17 protein-coding genes are annotated in these 16,259 nt (G+C 69.1%); 9 read left to right on the top strand and 8 right to left on the bottom strand.

Translation table 11 applies throughout. The features are described 5' to 3' along the window. The coding region (locus tag VFB40_RS24885; RefSeq protein WP_324854756.1) for a glycoside hydrolase family protein at positions 1 to 1,427 on the bottom strand (1,427 nt) is incomplete at its 3' end. A 308-nt stretch (positions 1,428 to 1,735) separates the two neighbouring features. Further along, positions 1,736 to 2,374 carry a DUF2461 domain-containing protein gene (locus VFB40_RS24880; protein ID WP_324854754.1) on the bottom strand — a complete coding sequence of 213 codons (639 nt, stop codon included), beginning with the start codon at positions 2,372 to 2,374 and terminating at the stop codon, positions 1,736 to 1,738. A 188-nt stretch (positions 2,375 to 2,562) separates the two neighbouring features. On the opposite strand from VFB40_RS24880, the gene VFB40_RS24875 reads away from it, so the two are divergent. From VFB40_RS24875 to VFB40_RS24855, 5 genes are all read left to right on the top strand, one after another. Further along, positions 2,563 to 4,050 carry a fibronectin type III domain-containing protein gene (locus VFB40_RS24875; protein ID WP_324854752.1) on the top strand — a complete coding sequence of 496 codons (1,488 nt, stop codon included), beginning with the start codon at positions 2,563 to 2,565 and terminating at the stop codon, positions 4,048 to 4,050. Between the two features lie 214 nt (positions 4,051 to 4,264). After that, the gene (locus tag VFB40_RS24870) at positions 4,265 to 5,206 is read left to right on the top strand and encodes an ABC transporter ATP-binding protein (protein ID WP_349261629.1); all 942 of its coding nucleotides are present in this window, start codon (positions 4,265 to 4,267) and stop codon (positions 5,204 to 5,206) included. A 1-nt stretch (position 5,207) separates the two neighbouring features. Beyond that, positions 5,208 to 6,011: an ABC transporter permease gene (locus tag VFB40_RS24865; RefSeq protein ID WP_324854748.1), complete on the top strand. Its 804-nt coding sequence runs from the start codon at positions 5,208 to 5,210 to the stop codon at positions 6,009 to 6,011. Between the two features lie 8 nt (positions 6,012 to 6,019). After that, on the top strand, positions 6,020 to 7,315 hold the full coding sequence (locus VFB40_RS24860) for a sensor histidine kinase (protein ID WP_324854746.1): 1,296 nt from the start codon (positions 6,020 to 6,022) through the stop codon (positions 7,313 to 7,315). Further along, on the top strand, positions 7,312 to 7,950 hold the full coding sequence (locus VFB40_RS24855; protein ID WP_324854744.1) for a response regulator: 639 nt from the start codon (positions 7,312 to 7,314) through the stop codon (positions 7,948 to 7,950). The genes VFB40_RS24860 and VFB40_RS24855 overlap by 4 nt, the downstream gene beginning before the upstream one ends. 53 nt (positions 7,951 to 8,003) lie before the next feature. Here the strand turns inward: VFB40_RS24855 and VFB40_RS24850 are convergent, their stop codons facing one another. Then, complete coding sequence (locus VFB40_RS24850; protein WP_324854742.1) at positions 8,004 to 8,819, bottom strand: deoxyribonuclease IV; 816 nt, start codon at positions 8,817 to 8,819, stop codon at positions 8,004 to 8,006. A gap of 90 nt (positions 8,820 to 8,909) precedes the next feature. Here VFB40_RS24850 and VFB40_RS24845 point away from each other — a divergent pair, with 90 nt between their 5' ends. After that, positions 8,910 to 9,527, top strand: a complete 618-nt coding sequence (locus VFB40_RS24845; RefSeq protein WP_324854740.1) for a hypothetical protein — start codon at positions 8,910 to 8,912, stop codon at positions 9,525 to 9,527. A gap of 13 nt (positions 9,528 to 9,540) precedes the next feature. Here VFB40_RS24845 and VFB40_RS24840 read toward each other — a convergent pair whose 3' ends face one another. Together VFB40_RS24840 and VFB40_RS24835 are read right to left on the bottom strand one after the other, a co-directional pair. Next, positions 9,541 to 9,822, bottom strand: coding sequence for a MerR family transcriptional regulator (locus tag VFB40_RS24840; protein ID WP_414642146.1), 282 nt, complete (start codon positions 9,820 to 9,822; stop codon positions 9,541 to 9,543). 692 nt (positions 9,823 to 10,514) lie between these two features. Next, on the bottom strand, positions 10,515 to 12,107 hold the full coding sequence (locus VFB40_RS24835) for a DEAD/DEAH box helicase (RefSeq protein ID WP_324854737.1): 1,593 nt from the start codon (positions 12,105 to 12,107) through the stop codon (positions 10,515 to 10,517). Between the two features lie 269 nt (positions 12,108 to 12,376). Between VFB40_RS24835 and VFB40_RS24830 the strand changes: the two genes are divergently transcribed. Further along, positions 12,377 to 12,589, top strand: a complete 213-nt coding sequence (locus VFB40_RS24830; RefSeq protein ID WP_324854735.1) for a hypothetical protein — start codon at positions 12,377 to 12,379, stop codon at positions 12,587 to 12,589. Between the two features lie 46 nt (positions 12,590 to 12,635). On the opposite strand, the gene VFB40_RS24825 is transcribed toward VFB40_RS24830, so the two are convergent. Further along, complete coding sequence (locus VFB40_RS24825; RefSeq protein WP_324854733.1) at positions 12,636 to 12,947, bottom strand: tautomerase family protein; 312 nt, start codon at positions 12,945 to 12,947, stop codon at positions 12,636 to 12,638. Beyond that, positions 12,919 to 13,725 (bottom strand): MBL fold metallo-hydrolase, encoded by an 807-nt coding sequence (locus tag VFB40_RS24820; protein ID WP_324854731.1) that lies wholly within the window; start codon positions 13,723 to 13,725, stop codon positions 12,919 to 12,921. The genes VFB40_RS24825 and VFB40_RS24820 overlap by 29 nt, the downstream gene beginning before the upstream one ends. 252 nt (positions 13,726 to 13,977) lie before the next feature. Here VFB40_RS24820 and VFB40_RS24815 point away from each other — a divergent pair, with 252 nt between their 5' ends. Beyond that, positions 13,978 to 15,012: an NAD(P)H-dependent flavin oxidoreductase gene (locus VFB40_RS24815; RefSeq protein WP_324854729.1), complete on the top strand. Its 1,035-nt coding sequence runs from the start codon at positions 13,978 to 13,980 to the stop codon at positions 15,010 to 15,012. Positions 15,013 to 15,118: 106 nt separating this feature from the next. After that, on the top strand, positions 15,119 to 15,352 hold the full coding sequence (locus VFB40_RS24810) for a hexameric tyrosine-coordinated heme protein (protein ID WP_324854727.1): 234 nt from the start codon (positions 15,119 to 15,121) through the stop codon (positions 15,350 to 15,352). A 69-nt stretch (positions 15,353 to 15,421) separates the two neighbouring features. Here VFB40_RS24810 and VFB40_RS24805 read toward each other — a convergent pair. After that, on the bottom strand, positions 15,422 to 16,259 hold an 838-nt coding region (locus tag VFB40_RS24805), incomplete at its 5' end, for an SDR family NAD(P)-dependent oxidoreductase (protein WP_324854725.1).

The raw sequence follows: 16,259 nt of genomic DNA, 5'->3' as shown, positions 1-16,259 counted from the left end.
AGGGTCAGCAGGCCGGGTCGCCAGGGCAGCAGGTTGTAGGACTGGTTGGCGGAGGGATCCTTGCCCTGGTAGAGGAATTGCAGGTTGCAGGGGTCGATGGTCATGGTCTGGTCGGGGTTGCTACGCACCAGGTCGCCGTGGCTGATGTCGTTGGTCCAGGTGGCGCCGCTGTTGGCCTTTCCGGCGAAGGGGCTGCTCTCGCTGGTGGCCTGCGGGGTCCACGAGCCGCTGAGGCTGGTGGCGGTGTAGGAGCGGAAGTAGCGGTATCCGCTCGAGCCGATCGCCTCGACGATCATCAGGTACTGGTTCTGGCCCTGCACCTTGTAGACCTGCACGGCTTCGAACAGGTTGTAGGTCGAGTCGCTGAGCACCGTGGTGTAGTTACTGCCGAAGCTGCTCGGGAAGTTCCCGATCGGCATGCTGGCGCGGTAGATGTTGCCGTTGTCTCCGGCGAAGAACAGGTACATGTTCGTGCCGTCGCCGATCAGGGTCTCATCGATCGGGCCGGTGCCGGAGCTGCCGATGCTGCCGGTGAACAGCGCCTGCGGCGAGGACCAGCCGTTGGGGTTGGTCGGGTCGCTGGAGGTGCGGTAGCTAAACGGCCAAGCACCCCACTCGTTGGCCAGCACCCAGATGTTCTTGGGCGCGAAGTAGAACAGCGTGGGGGCGACCGCGCCGTTGTTCATCACGGTCTGCTGGGCCGATGCCATGTCCGACCAGTTCGTGAACGGGGCGAAGCCGGTCGAGCCGTAGCTGCCCGAGCTGTTGACGTTCGAGCTGTAGACGAGGTGCTTGCCGTTGTAGACCACGTCGGTGAAGTCCTTGAGCGAGACATCGCCGTTCTGCGGCTGCGCCAGCGGACCGCTCGAGGTCCAGTGGTAGCTCGACGGAAGCGAGCAATTGCCGCCGGTCGAGGAGGCAGACGGGGACGGGGAGGACGAAGGCGAGGAGGACGCCGAGGTCGTCGGCGTGGGGCTCGGCGTCGCGGTGGCGCTGGGTGTCGGCGTGGGGCTGCCGCTGGCGACGGAGCCGGTGCACACGGTGCCGTTGAGCGTGAAGGCGGCAGGCACCGGGTTGCTGCCGTTCCAGGTGCCGTTGAAGCCGAAGCTGGTGTTCGCGCCGGTGCCGATCGAGCCGTTGTAGGACGCGTTGCTGACGGTGACGTTGCCGCCGGACTGGGTGTAGCTGCCGTTCCACAGCTGCGTGATGGTCTGCCCGGCGGTGAACGACCAGGCCAGCTTCCAGGAGGTGATCGCGCTGCCCAGGTTGGTGACGGTCACGTTCGCGCCGAAGCCGCCCTGCCACTGGCTGCTGATCGTGTACGAGACCTGGCAACCGGCCGCCGCCTGGGCGGAGCCCACCGCCGTCACGCTCAGGCCGACGGCGGCGATTGTGATAGTGGCCGCCGCGGCGGCCAGCGCAGCCATCTGGGGTCGACGCCTGCGGCTGATACTTCCTCTGTTCATTGACCTTCTCCCGGTCAGCTTCGGATCCGCTTCTCATCGCTCCCGCGGTCGCGCGTCCGGCACCGGCATTACCACGAGGGAGACGGTTGTTACCGCTAACATTCGCCGCGTCAGCATGGGCTTTGACCGGAAAGTTGTCAATCCATGCGCCTAAGCATCCGGGGACACGGACACCGGAAGCGGGCACCGCTGCCCCATCAAGGCCCACCTCAAGGCAGTGGCGCGCCCTGCGCAACGGACACGTGAGCGCTGAAACTTACGGAAGCCGCTCAGCCGCTTCGATCCGAGCGGCCCACGCGGTCGTCGAGCCAGGCCTGCAGCGGCTGCGCGGCCCGAAGATGCTTGACGATGCGCTCCTTGGCCTTCGCCGTGTGCATCCAGGGCTCGACCGGCCACTCCTGCCAGGTGATGAGCCCCTTGTTCCGCAGCAGGTCCGCACGCGGGTGGTCCTTCGGGTAGCCGCGCGGCGCCGTCTTGAGCGGCTCTTCGCCGACGACGTCGATGCCGCGCCCCTCGACCTGCGCGATCACCCGCCGCAACTGCTCGCCGGTCACGTCCTCGGCCACCGCCTGCCGGTACCTGGCCAGCTGATCGGGGGCCATCATGTGGTAGCCGACCGCCACGCCGAGACCGTCCGCGGACAGATGGACGTAACCGCCTTTCGCCAGCGTCGCGCCCATGGCTGTCTTGTACGGCGACTTGTCCGCGCTGAAACGCACGTCGCGGTACGGCCGGAACAGCTTGCCGTCGCCGAACTCGTCCGCGAGCTCGCTCAGCAGGTCCTCCATGGGCGCGAGCACGTCCGCGTCGTAGATCGCCCGGTTCGCGGTCCAATACGCCTTTGAGTTGTCTGCTTCCAGGCCCTCGTAGAACGTGAACGCACGCTCCGGCCAGCCGGCGAATCCCACACCTCGGACTGTAGTCGCCGCCTCCGACAATCGCGCGCTGATCACCCATCCGTCCCGAGCCCGCGTCCGCCCCGGACCCTGAAAGGTTCATGCCCGCGCCCGCGAAAACCCTCGATGGACGGCATCGCGATCGGCGCCCGTTGACTGCCGCCGACGATCGCAGTGTCCTGTCGCCGGAGGTGAGTGCCGTGCGGCGCAACGCGATATTGGGATTCGCACTCGGGGCAGGACTGGTCGGCGTGGCCGGCGGTATCGGCGCACCGGCGGCGGCCGATGTGGACGGTCCGGCGACGCCGCAGCAGCTGTACGCCACGAACGGCGCCACGTCGATCACCCTGTCCTGGACCGAGCCGGCGACCGGCACTCGGCCCGCGTACTTCCAGGTCTACGAGGGCGGGGCGGTGGTGGCCCGCAACACGACCACACACGTAACCATCGGAAACCTCGTGTTCGACAGCGCGCACACCTACACAGTGACCGCTGTCGACGCGTACGGACGCGAGTCCGCAGCCAGCGCGTCCATCACACGTACAGCGATCGAAGGCGGCCCGTGGGCGTGTGGAATGACGACGCCCACCGGCCTGACCGCGACGAACATCACCGCGTCCGGAGTATCGCTGTCCTGGTCCAACGCCCAGCCCTACTACGACGAGCCGGTCCCGCTGCTGGTGCTGCTCGACGGCGCGATCGTGGAGCAGACGACGCTGGACGGCGCCCGCATCAGCGGGCTCGCGTCGGGCTCGACGCACACGGTGGCCGTGGCACGCCGCGACTGCACCGGAACGCTGCACACCAGCACGCCGCTGACGATCACCACGTCTACCGGGCCGAGCACGCGGCCGACCCCGCCGAGCGGCCTGACCGTGACCGGCACGGCGAACGGATCGGTGTCACTTGCGTGGACGCCGTCAGCGACGGCCGTCGGCTACGCGGTGTACGACGGGGGCACGCAGGTGGCGTTCTCCCGCGGCAACTCGGTGACGGTGACCGGGCTGTGGCGGGACACCGCGCACCAGTTCACCGTCTCGGCGCTGGACACGGCGGGCGGCGAGTCGGCGCAGAGCGGCGCGGCCGCAGCGTCGACAGCACCCTGCGACACCGTGGTGCCGCCGCTGACCGCGCTCGCGGTGACGCCGCGCTCGGCCTCCACGGTCGCGCTGTCGTGGTCGTCCCTCGTACAGTCCTCCGGCTTCGTCGTGTATCGGTCAGGTACTCAGGTCGCGTCAGTCGACGGGACTTCGGCCGTCGTCACCGGCCTTCCTCCGGCGAGCGCCGGGACCTACTCGGTTGCCGTCCGAGAGGCGGCGAACGGTGGTGCGTGCGGCACTTCGGCGCCGAGCGCCGGGGTGACCGCGAGCACGTTGCCCGGCGGATACGCGCGGCCGACCGCGCCGACATCGCTGACCGTGACGAGTCAAAGCCCTAACTACTCCTACTACAACACCGGCACCGTCGCTCTCACCTGGAGCCAGCCGGCCAGCGCCGACCCGGTCACGGGATACCGGCTCTACGACGGTTCGAGCGTGCTCGCCAGCACGACGAGCACCAGCGCGACCCTGACGCTGCCATCCGGCCCGACCCACGCGGTCTATGTCGTCTCCGTGGACGCGAACGGCAACGAGTCAGCGCTCGACGGACCGGTGCACTTCACCGTGCCGTTCATACCGCTCCCCTGAGCCGCGAACTCGAACTCGAGCTGGAACTCGAGCTGGAACTCGAGCTGGAACTCGAGCTGGAACTCGAACTCACCCATCAACCGATCGGTTGATGGGTGAGTCATCTGATCGGGCGGCGTGATGCGTCTTCCCGGTTGATCCGCCCGGGTGGTTCGGCCCGGCATCCTCACGAGTGTCGAAGCAGGAATCGATACGTGTGAGGAAGGTCGGGGCGATGCATGTCATCGAAGTCAGTGGTCTGCATAAGCAGTACGGTGCAGTCACGGCCGTGCAGGATGTTTCCTTCAGCGTGGAACGGGGCGAGATCTTCGGGATCCTGGGTCCCAACGGCGCCGGCAAGACCACCACCGTGGAGTGCATCTCGGGGCTGCGCACCGGCGATCGAGGCACGGTGCGCGTGCTGGGGTTCGATCCGGCGGTCGACGGCGAACAACTGCGGCAGGTTGTCGGCGTGCAGTTGCAGGAGGCCGGCCTGCCGGACCGGCTGAAGGTCCGCGAGGCCCTGGAGGTGTTCGCGGCGTTCTATCGCAAGACCGCTGACATCGACACGTTGCTGGACCGGCTCGGTCTAACCGAGAAAGCCGACACCGCCTACAAGAAGCTGTCCGGAGGGCAGAAGCAGCGGCTCGCCATCGCGATCGCGCTGATCGGCGACCCGCAGGTGGTCATCCTCGACGAGCTGACTACGGGCCTTGATCCGCATGCCCGCCGCGAGGTGTGGGAGCTGGTCGAGCAGATTCGCGCCGACTCGGTCACCGTGCTGCTGGTGACACACTTCATGGAGGAGGCCGAGCGGCTGTGCGACCGCGTCGCGCTGATCGACCGCGGGAGTGTGGTGGCGCTCGACACGCCGGCCGGCGTCACGCAACGAGCCGGCGGCGGGCAGCGGATGCGGTTCAGGCCGTCCGCTCCAGTCGCCGACGAGGATCTGCGCGCGCTGCCTTCGGTCACCTCGGTCTCGCGCCACGGCGCGCAGATCGAGATCGAAGGCGGTCAGGACCTGATCCAACAGGTCACCTCGCTGCTGGCGCACCGCCAGATCATCGCCGCCGAACTGCGCATCGAGCAGAGGACGCTCGACGACGCGTTCCTCGCGCTGACCACCGACGCCCAGGCGCCGGACAACTCGCCGACCAACCAACGTAACGGGGCCTGACATGACCATGACCATGAGCACCCGGGATGACGCGCCGCGCCGCAGCGCGCCCCTAGCTCCCGCCTTCCGCATGACGCAAAAGGGATTTCGCGCCCTGGTCGCCATGCACGCCCGCCTGCTGTTCCGCGAGCCCGGCACGGCGGTCGTCGTGCTGCTGCCACTCGCCCTCCTGCTGATCTTCGCCAACATCCACTCGGCCCGCTACACCTCCCAGAAGGCGCTCGGCGGACGGACCGTGCTGGACGTCTACGTGCCGACCTTCGCCGCCCTGATGCCGCTGATGCTCGCGCTGACGGTCCTGCCAGGGCGGATGGCGATGCTGCGCGAGAGCAAGGCGCTGCGCCGCTTCCGGGTCAGCCCCGTCCCTCCGGCGGGCATGCTGGTGGCGCTGCTCGCGGTGATCGTGTCGCTCGCCGCGGCCGGCGTGGTGCTCGTGGTCGCGCTCGGCGTCGGCGTCTACGGCGCCGCGATGCCGAGCGGCCTGGGCACCGTGATCGCCGCGTTCGTGCTGGGCTCGGCCGCGGTCTTCGCGCTCGGCCTGATCGTGGCGGCCGTCGCACCGGGCCAGGGAACGGCCAACGGCCTCGGCGCACCGATGATGATCCTCAACTTCTTCTTCAGCGGCCTGTACTTCCCGGTCGCCGAGATGCCGCACTGGCTGCAGAAGACCGGCGAATTCGTCCCGTTCGGCGCCGTCATGGACGCCTGGGCGGGCGAGGGTGCGCTCTGGCAGCACCTGACCGTGCTCGGCTGCTACACGTTGCTTGGCGGCGCCGCGGCCGTCAAGCTGTTCCGGTGGGAGTAACCGCGGAGATGACAGCGGGGACGGGCAGCTCCCAACTGGCGGCGCGCGACCGGCGGATCGAGAAGTCGCAGCGCTACGTGCCGCTGGTGAGCCTGGCCGTCTCCCTGCTGCTCGCCCTGTCGACCGGATCCGTGGGCAACGGCGTCCACCTGAGCAGGGCGCGGTTCACCGTCACAGCGCTGGTGCTGTCAGTTCTCGCCGCGCTGTGGGTCTTGCTCGTACGGGTGCCCTACGCACGCCGCGAGGCGCACAAAGTCAGGGTCGCCGTCTACTTCTGTGGCGTGATCGTCCTGCTCGCGCTGCTGATCCGGATCAACCCATGGTTCGCCTTCTTCGCTGCCACGGGATACGTCCACTCGATTCTCTTACCCAGAAGACTGATGCCGGCAGGGCTCACCGCGACCGCGGCGCTGGTAGCCCTCGCGCAGCTCGGCGGAGGCATCCCACACGGCACCCTGATATTCGGGTACTGCGGTGTGGTGCTGGCGAACCTCGCCCTCGTCGGCTATTTCCAGCACCAGGGCGTGCGCGAGATGGACAATGACGAGAGGCGCCTGCGACTGCTCGACGAGCTCGCCGAAGCCAACAGCCGCCTGGAAAACGCCCTGCAGGAGAACGCCGGCCTGCACGCCCAGCTTGTCGCGCAGGCGCGCGAGGCCGGAACGCTCGACGAACGCCGGCGGATGGCCGGCGAGATCCACGACACCCTCGCGCAGGGCCTGACCGGGATCATCACCCAGCTGGAAGCCGCCGACATCGCCCGCGGCGAGCCCGAGCGCCGCCGGCATCTGGACCTCGCCCGCGACCTGGCCCGCAGCAGCCTGACCGAAGCGCGGCGATCCGTGCAGGCGCTGCGCCCCGGGCCGCTCGACGAGGTGAGACTGCCGGACGCGCTGACGCAGCTGGCCCAGGATTGGCAGCGCACTGCGAGCACCCCCGTCCGCGTCGAGGTCGACGGAACCCCCATCACCCTGCAACCCGCGGTCGAAGTCGTGCTCTTTCGCGCCGCACAAGAGGCCTTGGCGAACATCGCGAAGCACTCCGGCGCAACGCGTGTGGGTTTGACGCTCACCTACACGCCCGACCTCGTCGCCCTTGACGTGCTCGATGACGGATCAGGCTTCGATCCAAACGCGGTTGCGGACACCGGCACCCGTGCCGGCACTGGCACCGGATACGGCCTCGAAGCGATGCGCAGCAGGCTGCGCCAGGTCGGTGGCAGCCTCATCATCGAGAGCACTCCTGGAGAGGGCACCACACTGAGCGCGAACGTACCGACCAGGACAGGCGAAGGTCACACATGACACCGCCACTCATCAGGCTACTGATCGTCGATGATCACCCGATCGTGCGCGACGGCCTGCGCGCCGTCTTCGACAGCGATCCGGGCTTCGACGTGGTCGGCGAAGCCCGCGACGGCGCCGAAGCGGTCGACATGGCCGTCGCGCTGAAGGCGGACGTGCTCCTGATGGACCTGCGGATGCCGCGGATGAGCGGGGTCGAGGCGATCAAGGCGCTGGCGAAGCGCTCACCTAACGTCAGGGTCCTGGTGCTCACCACATTCGACACTGACGCCGACGTGCTGCCCGCTATCGAAGCCGGAGCCACCGGTTACCTACTCAAGGACGCGCCCCGAGAGGAACTCGTGCGCGCCGCACTCGCTGCCCACCACGGCGAATCAGTCCTCGCACCGTCCGTCGCGCGCAGGTTGCTGGGCAAAGTCCGAGCTCCCGACGCGGCGAAGACCCTGACCCAGCGCGAACTCAACGTCTTGCGCCTGATCGCCGCCGGGGCCACCAACCGCGAGGCGGCCAAGCAGCTGTTCATCAGCGAAGCCACCGTCAAGACGCACCTGCTGCACATCTACGCCAAACTCGGCACCCGCGACCGCGCCTCCGCGGTCGCCGAGGCGTACCGACAAGGCCTGCTGCCCTCCTGAGAATTCCGTCTCAAAGCTCCGTCCGGTATCTCTCTATCCAGCGTCGGCCCGGCCTAAAGCGCCGGCTGGCCCCGGACCCGATTGAGGAAGGCGACGTCGGGTGCGTGGGTCGGGGTCTCGACGACCATCGGCACCCCGGCGAGTTCCGGCACGGTGAACAGCGCCTCGAAGGCGCGCGCACCGAGCTGCCCGCTGCCGAGGCTCTCGTGCCGGTCCCGGCGTGATCCGCAGGCGTCCTTGCTGTCGTTGACGTGCACCAGGCCGATACGCCCGGCGCCGATATCAGAGGTCAGCTGTGCGATATCCGCGGCGAGCCGACCGGGTTCGCCGAGCGCCTGCCCCGCAGCGTGCAGGTGGCAGGTGTCTAGGCAGACCCCGACGCGCACGTCGTCGACCGCGTCAAGGTATTCGGCCGTGGACTCGAACGTGGAGGCAAGCGAGCGGCCGCCTCCGGCCGTCGGCTCCAGCAGAAGCCGCACCGACGCGGGCGAGCCGTCCAGCACCCGCTTGAACGAAGAGCGCACACGTCGCAGGGCGTCCTCGTGCCCCGGGACGACCGAGGATCCTGCGTGCACCACGACGCCGCGCGCACCGACTTGTTCGGCCGCACGCAGCGTCGCCGTCAGCGCCTCGACGGACAAGTCGAGCGTGCGCTCCTGCGGCGCCGCGAGGTTGATCAGGTATGCGGCGTGCACGAACACGGGCAGTTCGAGTGCCTCGCACCGCTCCCTAAAGTCACGCGCGGCGCCGGGGTCGATGCGCGGCGGCGCCCACCCGCGCGGGGAGCCCGTGAAGATCTGGATCACCTCGGCGCCCGCCTCGGCCGCCTCCGCCAAGCCCTTGCGCACCAGCCCGCCCGCCACCGCCACGTGCGACCCGATCCTCGAACGGATTGGTTAGCGCCCATCTTCAACGCCCATTTTCCCAGGGATCGGGGTTGGCGCGAAAAGCTCGGAGCCATGCCGCACCTGAAGGTGACCGGATCAAGGCTCGTAGAGCACGCGGACCGTGAGCGCGAGATACTCGAAGACGTGCGCGTGGGGATCGTCCATCATCTCGGCTGGGCCGTGGCCGTCACTGCCTCAGCCAACCACGAGGTCGTAGACCGCCGACGGATCGAGTTGATAGAACCCGGTGTTCCAGCGGCTCCGCTCGAACACGAAGTCAAGTCTCTCAGTGACGCCGCGGCCGCGAGGATGGTCAGGGCGGTCCGGGCTTCGGCGCTGCGCGCGACATCGGCGTCGTTGGATCAGCTCGCCGCCGCGCTGCCTGAACCGATCGTCTCGATGTCGCTGCGGGCCTGGCCGCTCGACTTCCCCGACGACATCGCGGTTCAGCGCCGCGCGCCGTACGACTCCCGTGCCGACTCGGTCATGTACTGCCAGGTGCTCTCGGACTGTGCTCACGCGCGCGGCTGGGAGGTCCACCTGATCGACGCGAAAGCCGTCGAGGCGCAGGCGAGCAGAATCCTCGGCGCGCGAGCCGACTCGGTGCTCCGGGGGCCGCGGGCGACGCTGGGACCGCCGTGGACCAAGGACCACCGGATCGCGCTGGCCGCCACGATCACCGCCAGCTGACTCGCGCTGCGGCTCAGTCGCCTGCAGATGGAAGCGGCTCTGACTGGGAACGGCGCAATTCCTCGTTCAGGCGTAGCGCTTCTTCGAGTTGATCTTCCAGGATGATGATGCGGCACGCGGCCTCCAGCGCGGTGCCCTGGTCGACCAGCTGGCGGGCGCGGGCAGCCAGGCGCAGCTGGTAGCGCGAGTAGCGCCGGTGCCCCCCGCCCGAGCGCTGCGGGGCGATCAGCTTCGCCTCGTCCAGGCTGCGCAGGAACGCCGGGCTCACCCCGAGGATCTCCGCGGCCCGGCCCATGCTGTAGGCGGGGTAGTCCTCGTCGTCGAACTTGTCGGACGCACTGGGCAGGTCCGCTTCCAATCTCACCTCACACCTAAGAGGGCCCCGGTGCTGTAGCACCGGGGCCCAGGGTTTTGGAAAACACCATCTACCGGCTTCGGGGGAAACAGCCGGCACTTCGTACCCGCAGCGTGCTGCATCCGGAACGTCCGGGGTGCTGCGGGGATCGCGTAAGCGTGACCGAAGACCACCTTTCGTTGCGGGGCTGCGGTAACCGCCCGACCAGTACAGGCCAGGGCGGGCGATCTCGACGGTGTGACCCTTCCCTTCTCCTCGGATTCCTACGTTCCCGCACGTCCAGTCCCGCCGGAGCCAGGCTGCCTGCTCCCGACTCCGGCGACTCGGACTGCCACGTGCCGACCGCCGATCCAGCTGGCGGCCGTCTTGCCCATCTGACTACTGCGGGCAGTTCATGTCTGCCACGCCCACCAGACTTCATACTCTCTCTACGTCAGGAACTGTACCCCAACTGGAAGCAGAAATCTACTCCAGACACCACAGAGTTTCTCGTTCGCGAGGGACATACCGCGATGCTCGCTCGTCGCATCGCCGCTCTAACGCGACCGCTCGGGCCGAATCCGAGGATTCGGCCCGAGCGGAAAGATCGTGCGCGCCCGTCGTTGCGGCCGCAGGCTCCGGTCAGGGGCAGGTCAGCGGCCGCGACCGCGGAAGTGCTGCGAGGCCTTGGCCGCTCCCGCGGAGCCGGAGGACGCAGAGCTCGACGAGCGGACAGACTTTCCGCCGGTGGAACGCGCCGAACCGGGAGCACCGGCCGAGCCCGCGCGCTTGCGCCCGGTGCCGCTGGTGTTTGCGCTGGCGGAACCGCCGCTAGCGCTACTGTTGCGTCCGCCGTTACCGATGCCGCTACCGCTGCGGCCACCATTACCACTAGCGCTGCGGCCGCCGTTGCCGCGCTGGCGCCGGGACTGCGGCTTGTCGGCGGAGGCTGCGGTGCCCGCCGGCCGGGTCGGCCGAGTCCGTTTCGGTTCCGTGGGCGCGCCGGTCAGCATGGCGATCCGGTCGGGCGCGGCGAGGCTGCGCTCGCCCGGAGCCAGCGTGCCGAGCAGCGGGTCGCCGGGAGCGAGACGGGTCGTGGTCGCCTCGATCCTGGCCTTTCTGGTGAGCTGGCGCACCTCGCCGACCTGGGCGTCGGTCATCAGCGTGATGACGGTGCCCGAGTTGCCGGCCCGTGCGGTGCGCCCGGAGCGGTGCAGGTAGGCCTTGTGTTCGACCGGGGGGTCGGCGTGCACGACCAGCGCGACGTCGTCCACGTGGATGCCGCGCGCGGCGATGTCGGTGGCGACCAGGGTCGTGGCCTGCCCGTCGGAGAAGGCCGCCAGGTTGCGGGTGCGGGCGTTCTGCGCGAGATTGCCGTGCAACTCGACCGCCGGCACCCGCGCGGCGGCCAGCTGCCGGGCGAGCTTGCGCGCCCCGTGCTTGGTGCGGGTGAACACGATCGTGCGCCCGGGCGCCGCGGCCAGCTCGATCAGGATCGGCAGCCGGTGTTCCGCCTCGATGTGCAGCACATGGTGCGCCATGTCCGGGACCTCGGAGTGCGGCGAGTCGACCGAGTGCGTGACCGGGTCGCTCAAGTAGCGCCGCACGAGCTGATCGACGCCGTTGTCCAGGGTGGCGGAGAACAGCAGCCGCTGGGCGCCGGCGGGCGTGGCGTCAAGGAGGCGCTTGACGGTCGGCAGGAAACCGAGGTCCGCCATGTGGTCGGCCTCATCGAGCACGGTGACCTCGACGGAGTCGAGGATCGCGTGGCCTGCCTCGAGGTGGTCAAGCAGCCGGCCCGGGCAGGCGATCACCAGGTCGAGGCCGGAGCGCAGCGCGGAGATCTGCGGACGGGCGGACACCCCGCCGAAGATCACGCTCGCCCGCAGGCCCAGCGCGGCCGCGAGGGGCCCGGCGGCGTCGTGGATCTGCGTCGCCAGCTCCCGGGTCGGCGCGAGGATCACCGCGCGCGGCCGGTTCGGGCGCCGCTTGCGCGGCGCCGCCGCGAGCCGGGTGAGCACCGGCAGCAGGAAGCCGAGGGTCTTGCCGGACCCGGTGCGGCCACGGCCGAGCACATCACGCCCGGCCAGCGAGTCCGGCAGCGTCGCGGCCTGGATCGGGAACGGGACGGTGATACCGGCCGTCGCGAGCAGGTCAGTGAGCGTCTCGGGCACGCCGAGTTCGGCGAACGTGGCCGTCGGCGCGGTGGATTTGGGGCTGGATTGAATGGGGCGGCGAGCCGCCATGAAGACTCCGAACGTGGAAACAGCCGCAGCTCAACAGAAACACCGGTGAGATGACCCGGTGCCGACTGCATGGCTGAAAGTCCGGCAGTCACGGGAGCGTGTGAAGATCGCGGCGCGAGGCCTACTGGCTCCCGCTAGATTCATTGTAGTGCCTTGCCACCGAGTGCTGCGCCATCGCGCCGCGCCGGCCGACCGGATACCCGCGAGCATCGTCCGCTCAAGGACGCGGAGTGTTGTGAACGCCCGTCACACCGCATAGCCTGACAAGCATGGACTCCGAAGACTGGATCGTCGCGACTGACACCGGAAGCTACTGGGGCAGGTCGTGGGGTGCTGACGGAGTCACCTTCGTCAAGGCGAACGCCTATCGCTACTCGTCCCGCGAACAAGCCAGCGCCAAGATCGCCGAACTCACCGCTGGCGGAGACGCGCGCGACTACCACGTCGAGACGCTGCCGCCCGGCCGACGGTCGCGGTACTGAGCCCCGAGGGCCAACAACCGGCGGCAAAGCTGCGGCTGACGCCGCATCAGCGGCCCGGGACCGGCAGGGCGCCCTCGGTAAACTGGGCGCGTCCGTAGCCGAACGACCAGTCCTGGAACGTGTTCTCCATCACGGAGACGAACACGTCCGCGCCGTCGACACCGAGCTTGCCGAGGTGCTCGGCGATGGTGCTGAACACCCGCTGCTTGACCTCGCTGGTGCGCCCCTTCTCGGTGAAGATCTGAATCATCACCAGGCGCTCGCTGCGTTCAAAGCCGAGTCCGGGGCCAGCGGCATTGCGTGTCCTTCCCTGGGGATGGCCGGATGGCTCAGCGGGCCAGGTGGATCCACGTGCCATGTGCGGGCGCTTGGAGCAGGCGCGTCAGGCCCGCGTCATAGAAGGCGGCTTCCACCTCTGCCAGCCCTTCGGAGAAGTGCTCCCAGCCGTCGTAGTGGGCGGGAACGACCACGTCCGCGCCGAGGACCGCGGCCGCTGCGGCGGCGCTTCGGCCGTCCAGGGACAGGCGTCGGCCGTCGAACTTCGGCGGGACGCGCGCCGCCCCGGCGTGCAGGAGGGCGACGTCGATGCGCGGTACGCGGCGGGAAATCTCCGCCACCGTGCGGATAGAGGCGTTGTCGCCGCTGACGTAAATGGTGGGCAGGCCGTCTCCGCTCAGCACGAACCCGATGACCTCGCAGTTGACGTTGCCCTCGGCGTCGCGTTCACCGTCCTCGGGGCCGTGCACCGCGGGCACTGCGAGCACGGTCAACTCGCCGCCGCCGTCCCCACGAGCCACCGCGCGGCTGCTCCACGGCGCGACCGCGATCGCGGGGGAACCGAGGCGCGCGGCGGCCTGCGGACCGGCCAGGATCGCCTTGGTGGTCTTCGCGAACGCGCGGCCGCGGTCATCGAGGTTGTCCGGATGCGTGTCGTGGCTGATCAAAGCCAGGTCCACCGGCCCGAGTGCATCCTCCTCGACCGCGGGTCCCGCGGTCTTGGTGAGATATCCGTGCGGGCCCGGCTCGTCGAACGTCGGATCGGTGATGATCCGCAGACCGCCGACATCGATGACGCTCGTCGGCCCGCCCAAGACCGTGATCGCGCATGACTGCCGGGGCAATGCGAGTGAGGTCATAATCGTCCTTACCGTGCGGTCCGCTTGCCTTCGATCACTGCACGACGCTAGCCACGACCCGGGCCCGTGTGAAATGCCTGTCAGGACACACCGATGTGCAGCAGGCATAGATGCATCGCACACCGCCTCGCCCCTCCTGGCCGCATCCATGCCGGTCATGCATAGCAGCAGCCTAACCGGCATTTCCCCTTGCGCCGCGCGCTGAATAGCGTTGAGCTGAGTGTCTGGCCGAACGGGCGAAAGGAAGCGGCTGTGAACGCCTCGCCGTTGTCCGCGATCGGCGTCGACCTGCCCGTCATCGCGGCGCCGATGGCCGGCGGACCGAGCACACCCGCCCTGGTCGCGGCAGCCGCCAAGTCGCGCGGACTGGGCTTTCTGGCCGCCGGATACAAGAGCGCGCAGGCGCTGGCCGGAGAGATCCACACCACGCGCGCCCACGGGGTCGCCACCTTCGGCGTCAACCTGTTCGTCCCCAACCCGGTCCCCATCACCGAAGCCGCCTACCGCGACTACGCGCGAGCCGTGCAAAGCGAAGCGGACCGCTACCGTCTCACGCTGCCCGAGCACCCGGTCGAAGACGACGACCAGTGGACCGACAAGATCGACCTGCTGACCGCCGATCCGGTCCCCTGCGTCTCGTTCACGTTCGGCATTCCCGATCGCTCGATCGTCGAGGCCCTGCGAAAGGCGGGAAGCACCGTGCTGCAGTCCGTCACCTGCGTCGCCGAAGCGCGCCAAGCGGCAGACGCCGGCGTCGACGCATTGATCGTGCAGGCCTCAACTGCAGGCGGCCACTTGGCCACGCTCACCCCCGACAGGTCGCCCGGGCCGATCACCCTGCCGGACCTGATCGCCTCCGTAGTGCACGACGTCGCCCTGCCCGTGATCGCCGCAGGTGGCATCGCCTCGGCCGATGATGTCGCCGCCGCGGTGAAAGCGGGAGCGCAGGCGGTCATGGTCGGCACCGCCCTGCTGCGCACGCATGAGAGCGGCGCCTCCGCACCGCACAAGGCGGCCCTGGTCGATCCGGGATTCACCGCGACGACCATCACCCGTGCCTTCACCGGGCGCCCCGCGCGTGCCTTGCGCAACGCCTTCGTCGAACGCTTCGACGCACTGGCCCCCAGCGGATACCCCGCGATCCACCACCTGACCGGCCCACTGCGCAAGGCCGCAACCGCTGCAGGGGACACGGACCTGATCCACTTGTGGGCCGGCACCGGTCACCGCTACGCGAAAGTCGAATCCGCCGCCGACACTCTGGCCCGGTTGGCCGCTCGGCTCTGAGTCGTCGCGCGGCGGCCGCACGACCAGGCCTCCGGACTGCTCGGGAAGCGAAGACGCGATGGCGGCAGCACGATAGTCCAGAAGGATGATCGCTACGGAGGCAACGATGGACACCGAATTGGTCCCCGGCAACACACTGATCACCGCTTCCCCCGAGGAGGGCCGGGCCCTCGCCCTGAAGATGGCCCGGCTGGTCATCAAGGCGACCCAGCCGGACACTGCGGTCCGCGAGAACCTGCGCTCGCACTACGCGCAAAACCCGGACGCACTGATCTCCATCGCGCACGTCGTCGCCGTCGAGTTCGCGACGATCGCCGTCGCGAACAACTACTGGCGCTGACCCGCACAGCCCCGGCCCGGAGCACTCCCCCGCCGAGCGGCCTACGCGCCGATGCAAAGCGCACTAAAACTACAAGGCATGTGCGCGCTTCAACAGTTCGGTAGTCGCTTCCCACAGGCGCCGTTCGCGATCGCGGTCGTGAGCGACCGGCCGCACTTCCGTCAACTCGCTCTTCACCACGAACGCGCCGTCGCTCAGGTGCGCCCACTTGTCGTCCAGAGCGATCCCGGCCAGCAGCGGCCCGGAGCGTCGCGGTGTCGACACTCCAGGCACACGCCCCAACACACGGCCCATGGCCTGTGCCGCCTCAGGGGCGCCGCGGCTCAGCGCGGTGCCGGGCATCCAACCAGGCTCGAACACCGATACCTTAACCCCGGCGCCGACGCGGCGCTGCAGCTCGTGGGCGTAGTACAGGATGGCGAGTTTGGAGTTGGAGTACGCGACGCCGGAGGCCGCCACGCCCGGGTGCTGGTCACCGGCGGCCGGGCGGGCGAGCTGGACCGGGTCGGCCCACTTCGCCTCGGGCACGTGCAGCAGTTTGCGCCAGAAGTTGGCGTGATAGGTGTTCGAGCCGAGCAGCACGATCCGCGCCGGGGCAACGAATGAGTCGAGCAGATCGCCGATGAGCTGGGCGTGGGCGAGATAGTTGACGGCGAAAGTCAGCTCGTAGCCATCGGGCGAGGCCTGCCGGGTGTCGGCCGACATGACACCGGCGTTGGCAATCAGCGCGTGCAGCGGCCGTATGTTGCCGGCGGCGAGCAGGTCGCGCACGGTGGCCGCGGCGGCGCGGACATCGGTCAGACGCGAGAGGTCACAGCCGATCTCGCGGACGGCGGCCCCACGCGAGCGCGCCTCGTCGGCGACCGCGGTCAGGTCCGGTCCGGCGCGGCCGACCAGCAGCAGGTCG

The sequence above is a fragment of the Actinocrinis sp. genome (assembly GCF_035650855.1).
GTDB lineage: Bacteria > Actinomycetota > Actinomycetes > Streptomycetales > Catenulisporaceae > Actinocrinis.
This window is presented reverse-complemented; position numbering and strand designations above follow the sequence as displayed.

What these genes read in the sequence shown, in the direction of transcription:
- VFB40_RS24810 (WP_324854727.1), top strand. Translation starts at nt 15,119, where the DNA reads ATGGACACCGAATTGGTCCCCGGCAACACACTGATCACCGCTTCCCCC.
- VFB40_RS24855 (WP_324854744.1), top strand. Translation starts at nt 7,312, where the DNA reads ATGACACCGCCACTCATCAGGCTACTGATCGTCGATGATCACCCGATC.
- VFB40_RS24830 (WP_324854735.1), top strand. Translation starts at nt 12,377, where the DNA reads ATGGACTCCGAAGACTGGATCGTCGCGACTGACACCGGAAGCTACTGG.
- VFB40_RS24840 (WP_414642146.1), bottom strand. Translation starts at nt 9,822, where the DNA reads ATGGGCCGGGCCGCGGAGATCCTCGGGGTGAGCCCGGCGTTCCTGCGC.
- VFB40_RS24845 (WP_324854740.1), top strand. Translation starts at nt 8,910, where the DNA reads ATGCCGCACCTGAAGGTGACCGGATCAAGGCTCGTAGAGCACGCGGAC.
- VFB40_RS24870 (WP_349261629.1), top strand. Translation starts at nt 4,265, where the DNA reads ATGCATGTCATCGAAGTCAGTGGTCTGCATAAGCAGTACGGTGCAGTC.
- VFB40_RS24820 (WP_324854731.1), bottom strand. Translation starts at nt 13,725, where the DNA reads ATGACCTCACTCGCATTGCCCCGGCAGTCATGCGCGATCACGGTCTTG.
- VFB40_RS24835 (WP_324854737.1), bottom strand. Translation starts at nt 12,107, where the DNA reads ATGGCGGCTCGCCGCCCCATTCAATCCAGCCCCAAATCCACCGCGCCG.
- VFB40_RS24865 (WP_324854748.1), top strand. Translation starts at nt 5,208, where the DNA reads ATGACCATGACCATGAGCACCCGGGATGACGCGCCGCGCCGCAGCGCG.
- VFB40_RS24825 (WP_324854733.1), bottom strand. Translation starts at nt 12,947, where the DNA reads ATGGCACGTGGATCCACCTGGCCCGCTGAGCCATCCGGCCATCCCCAG.
- VFB40_RS24860 (WP_324854746.1), top strand. Translation starts at nt 6,020, where the DNA reads ATGACAGCGGGGACGGGCAGCTCCCAACTGGCGGCGCGCGACCGGCGG.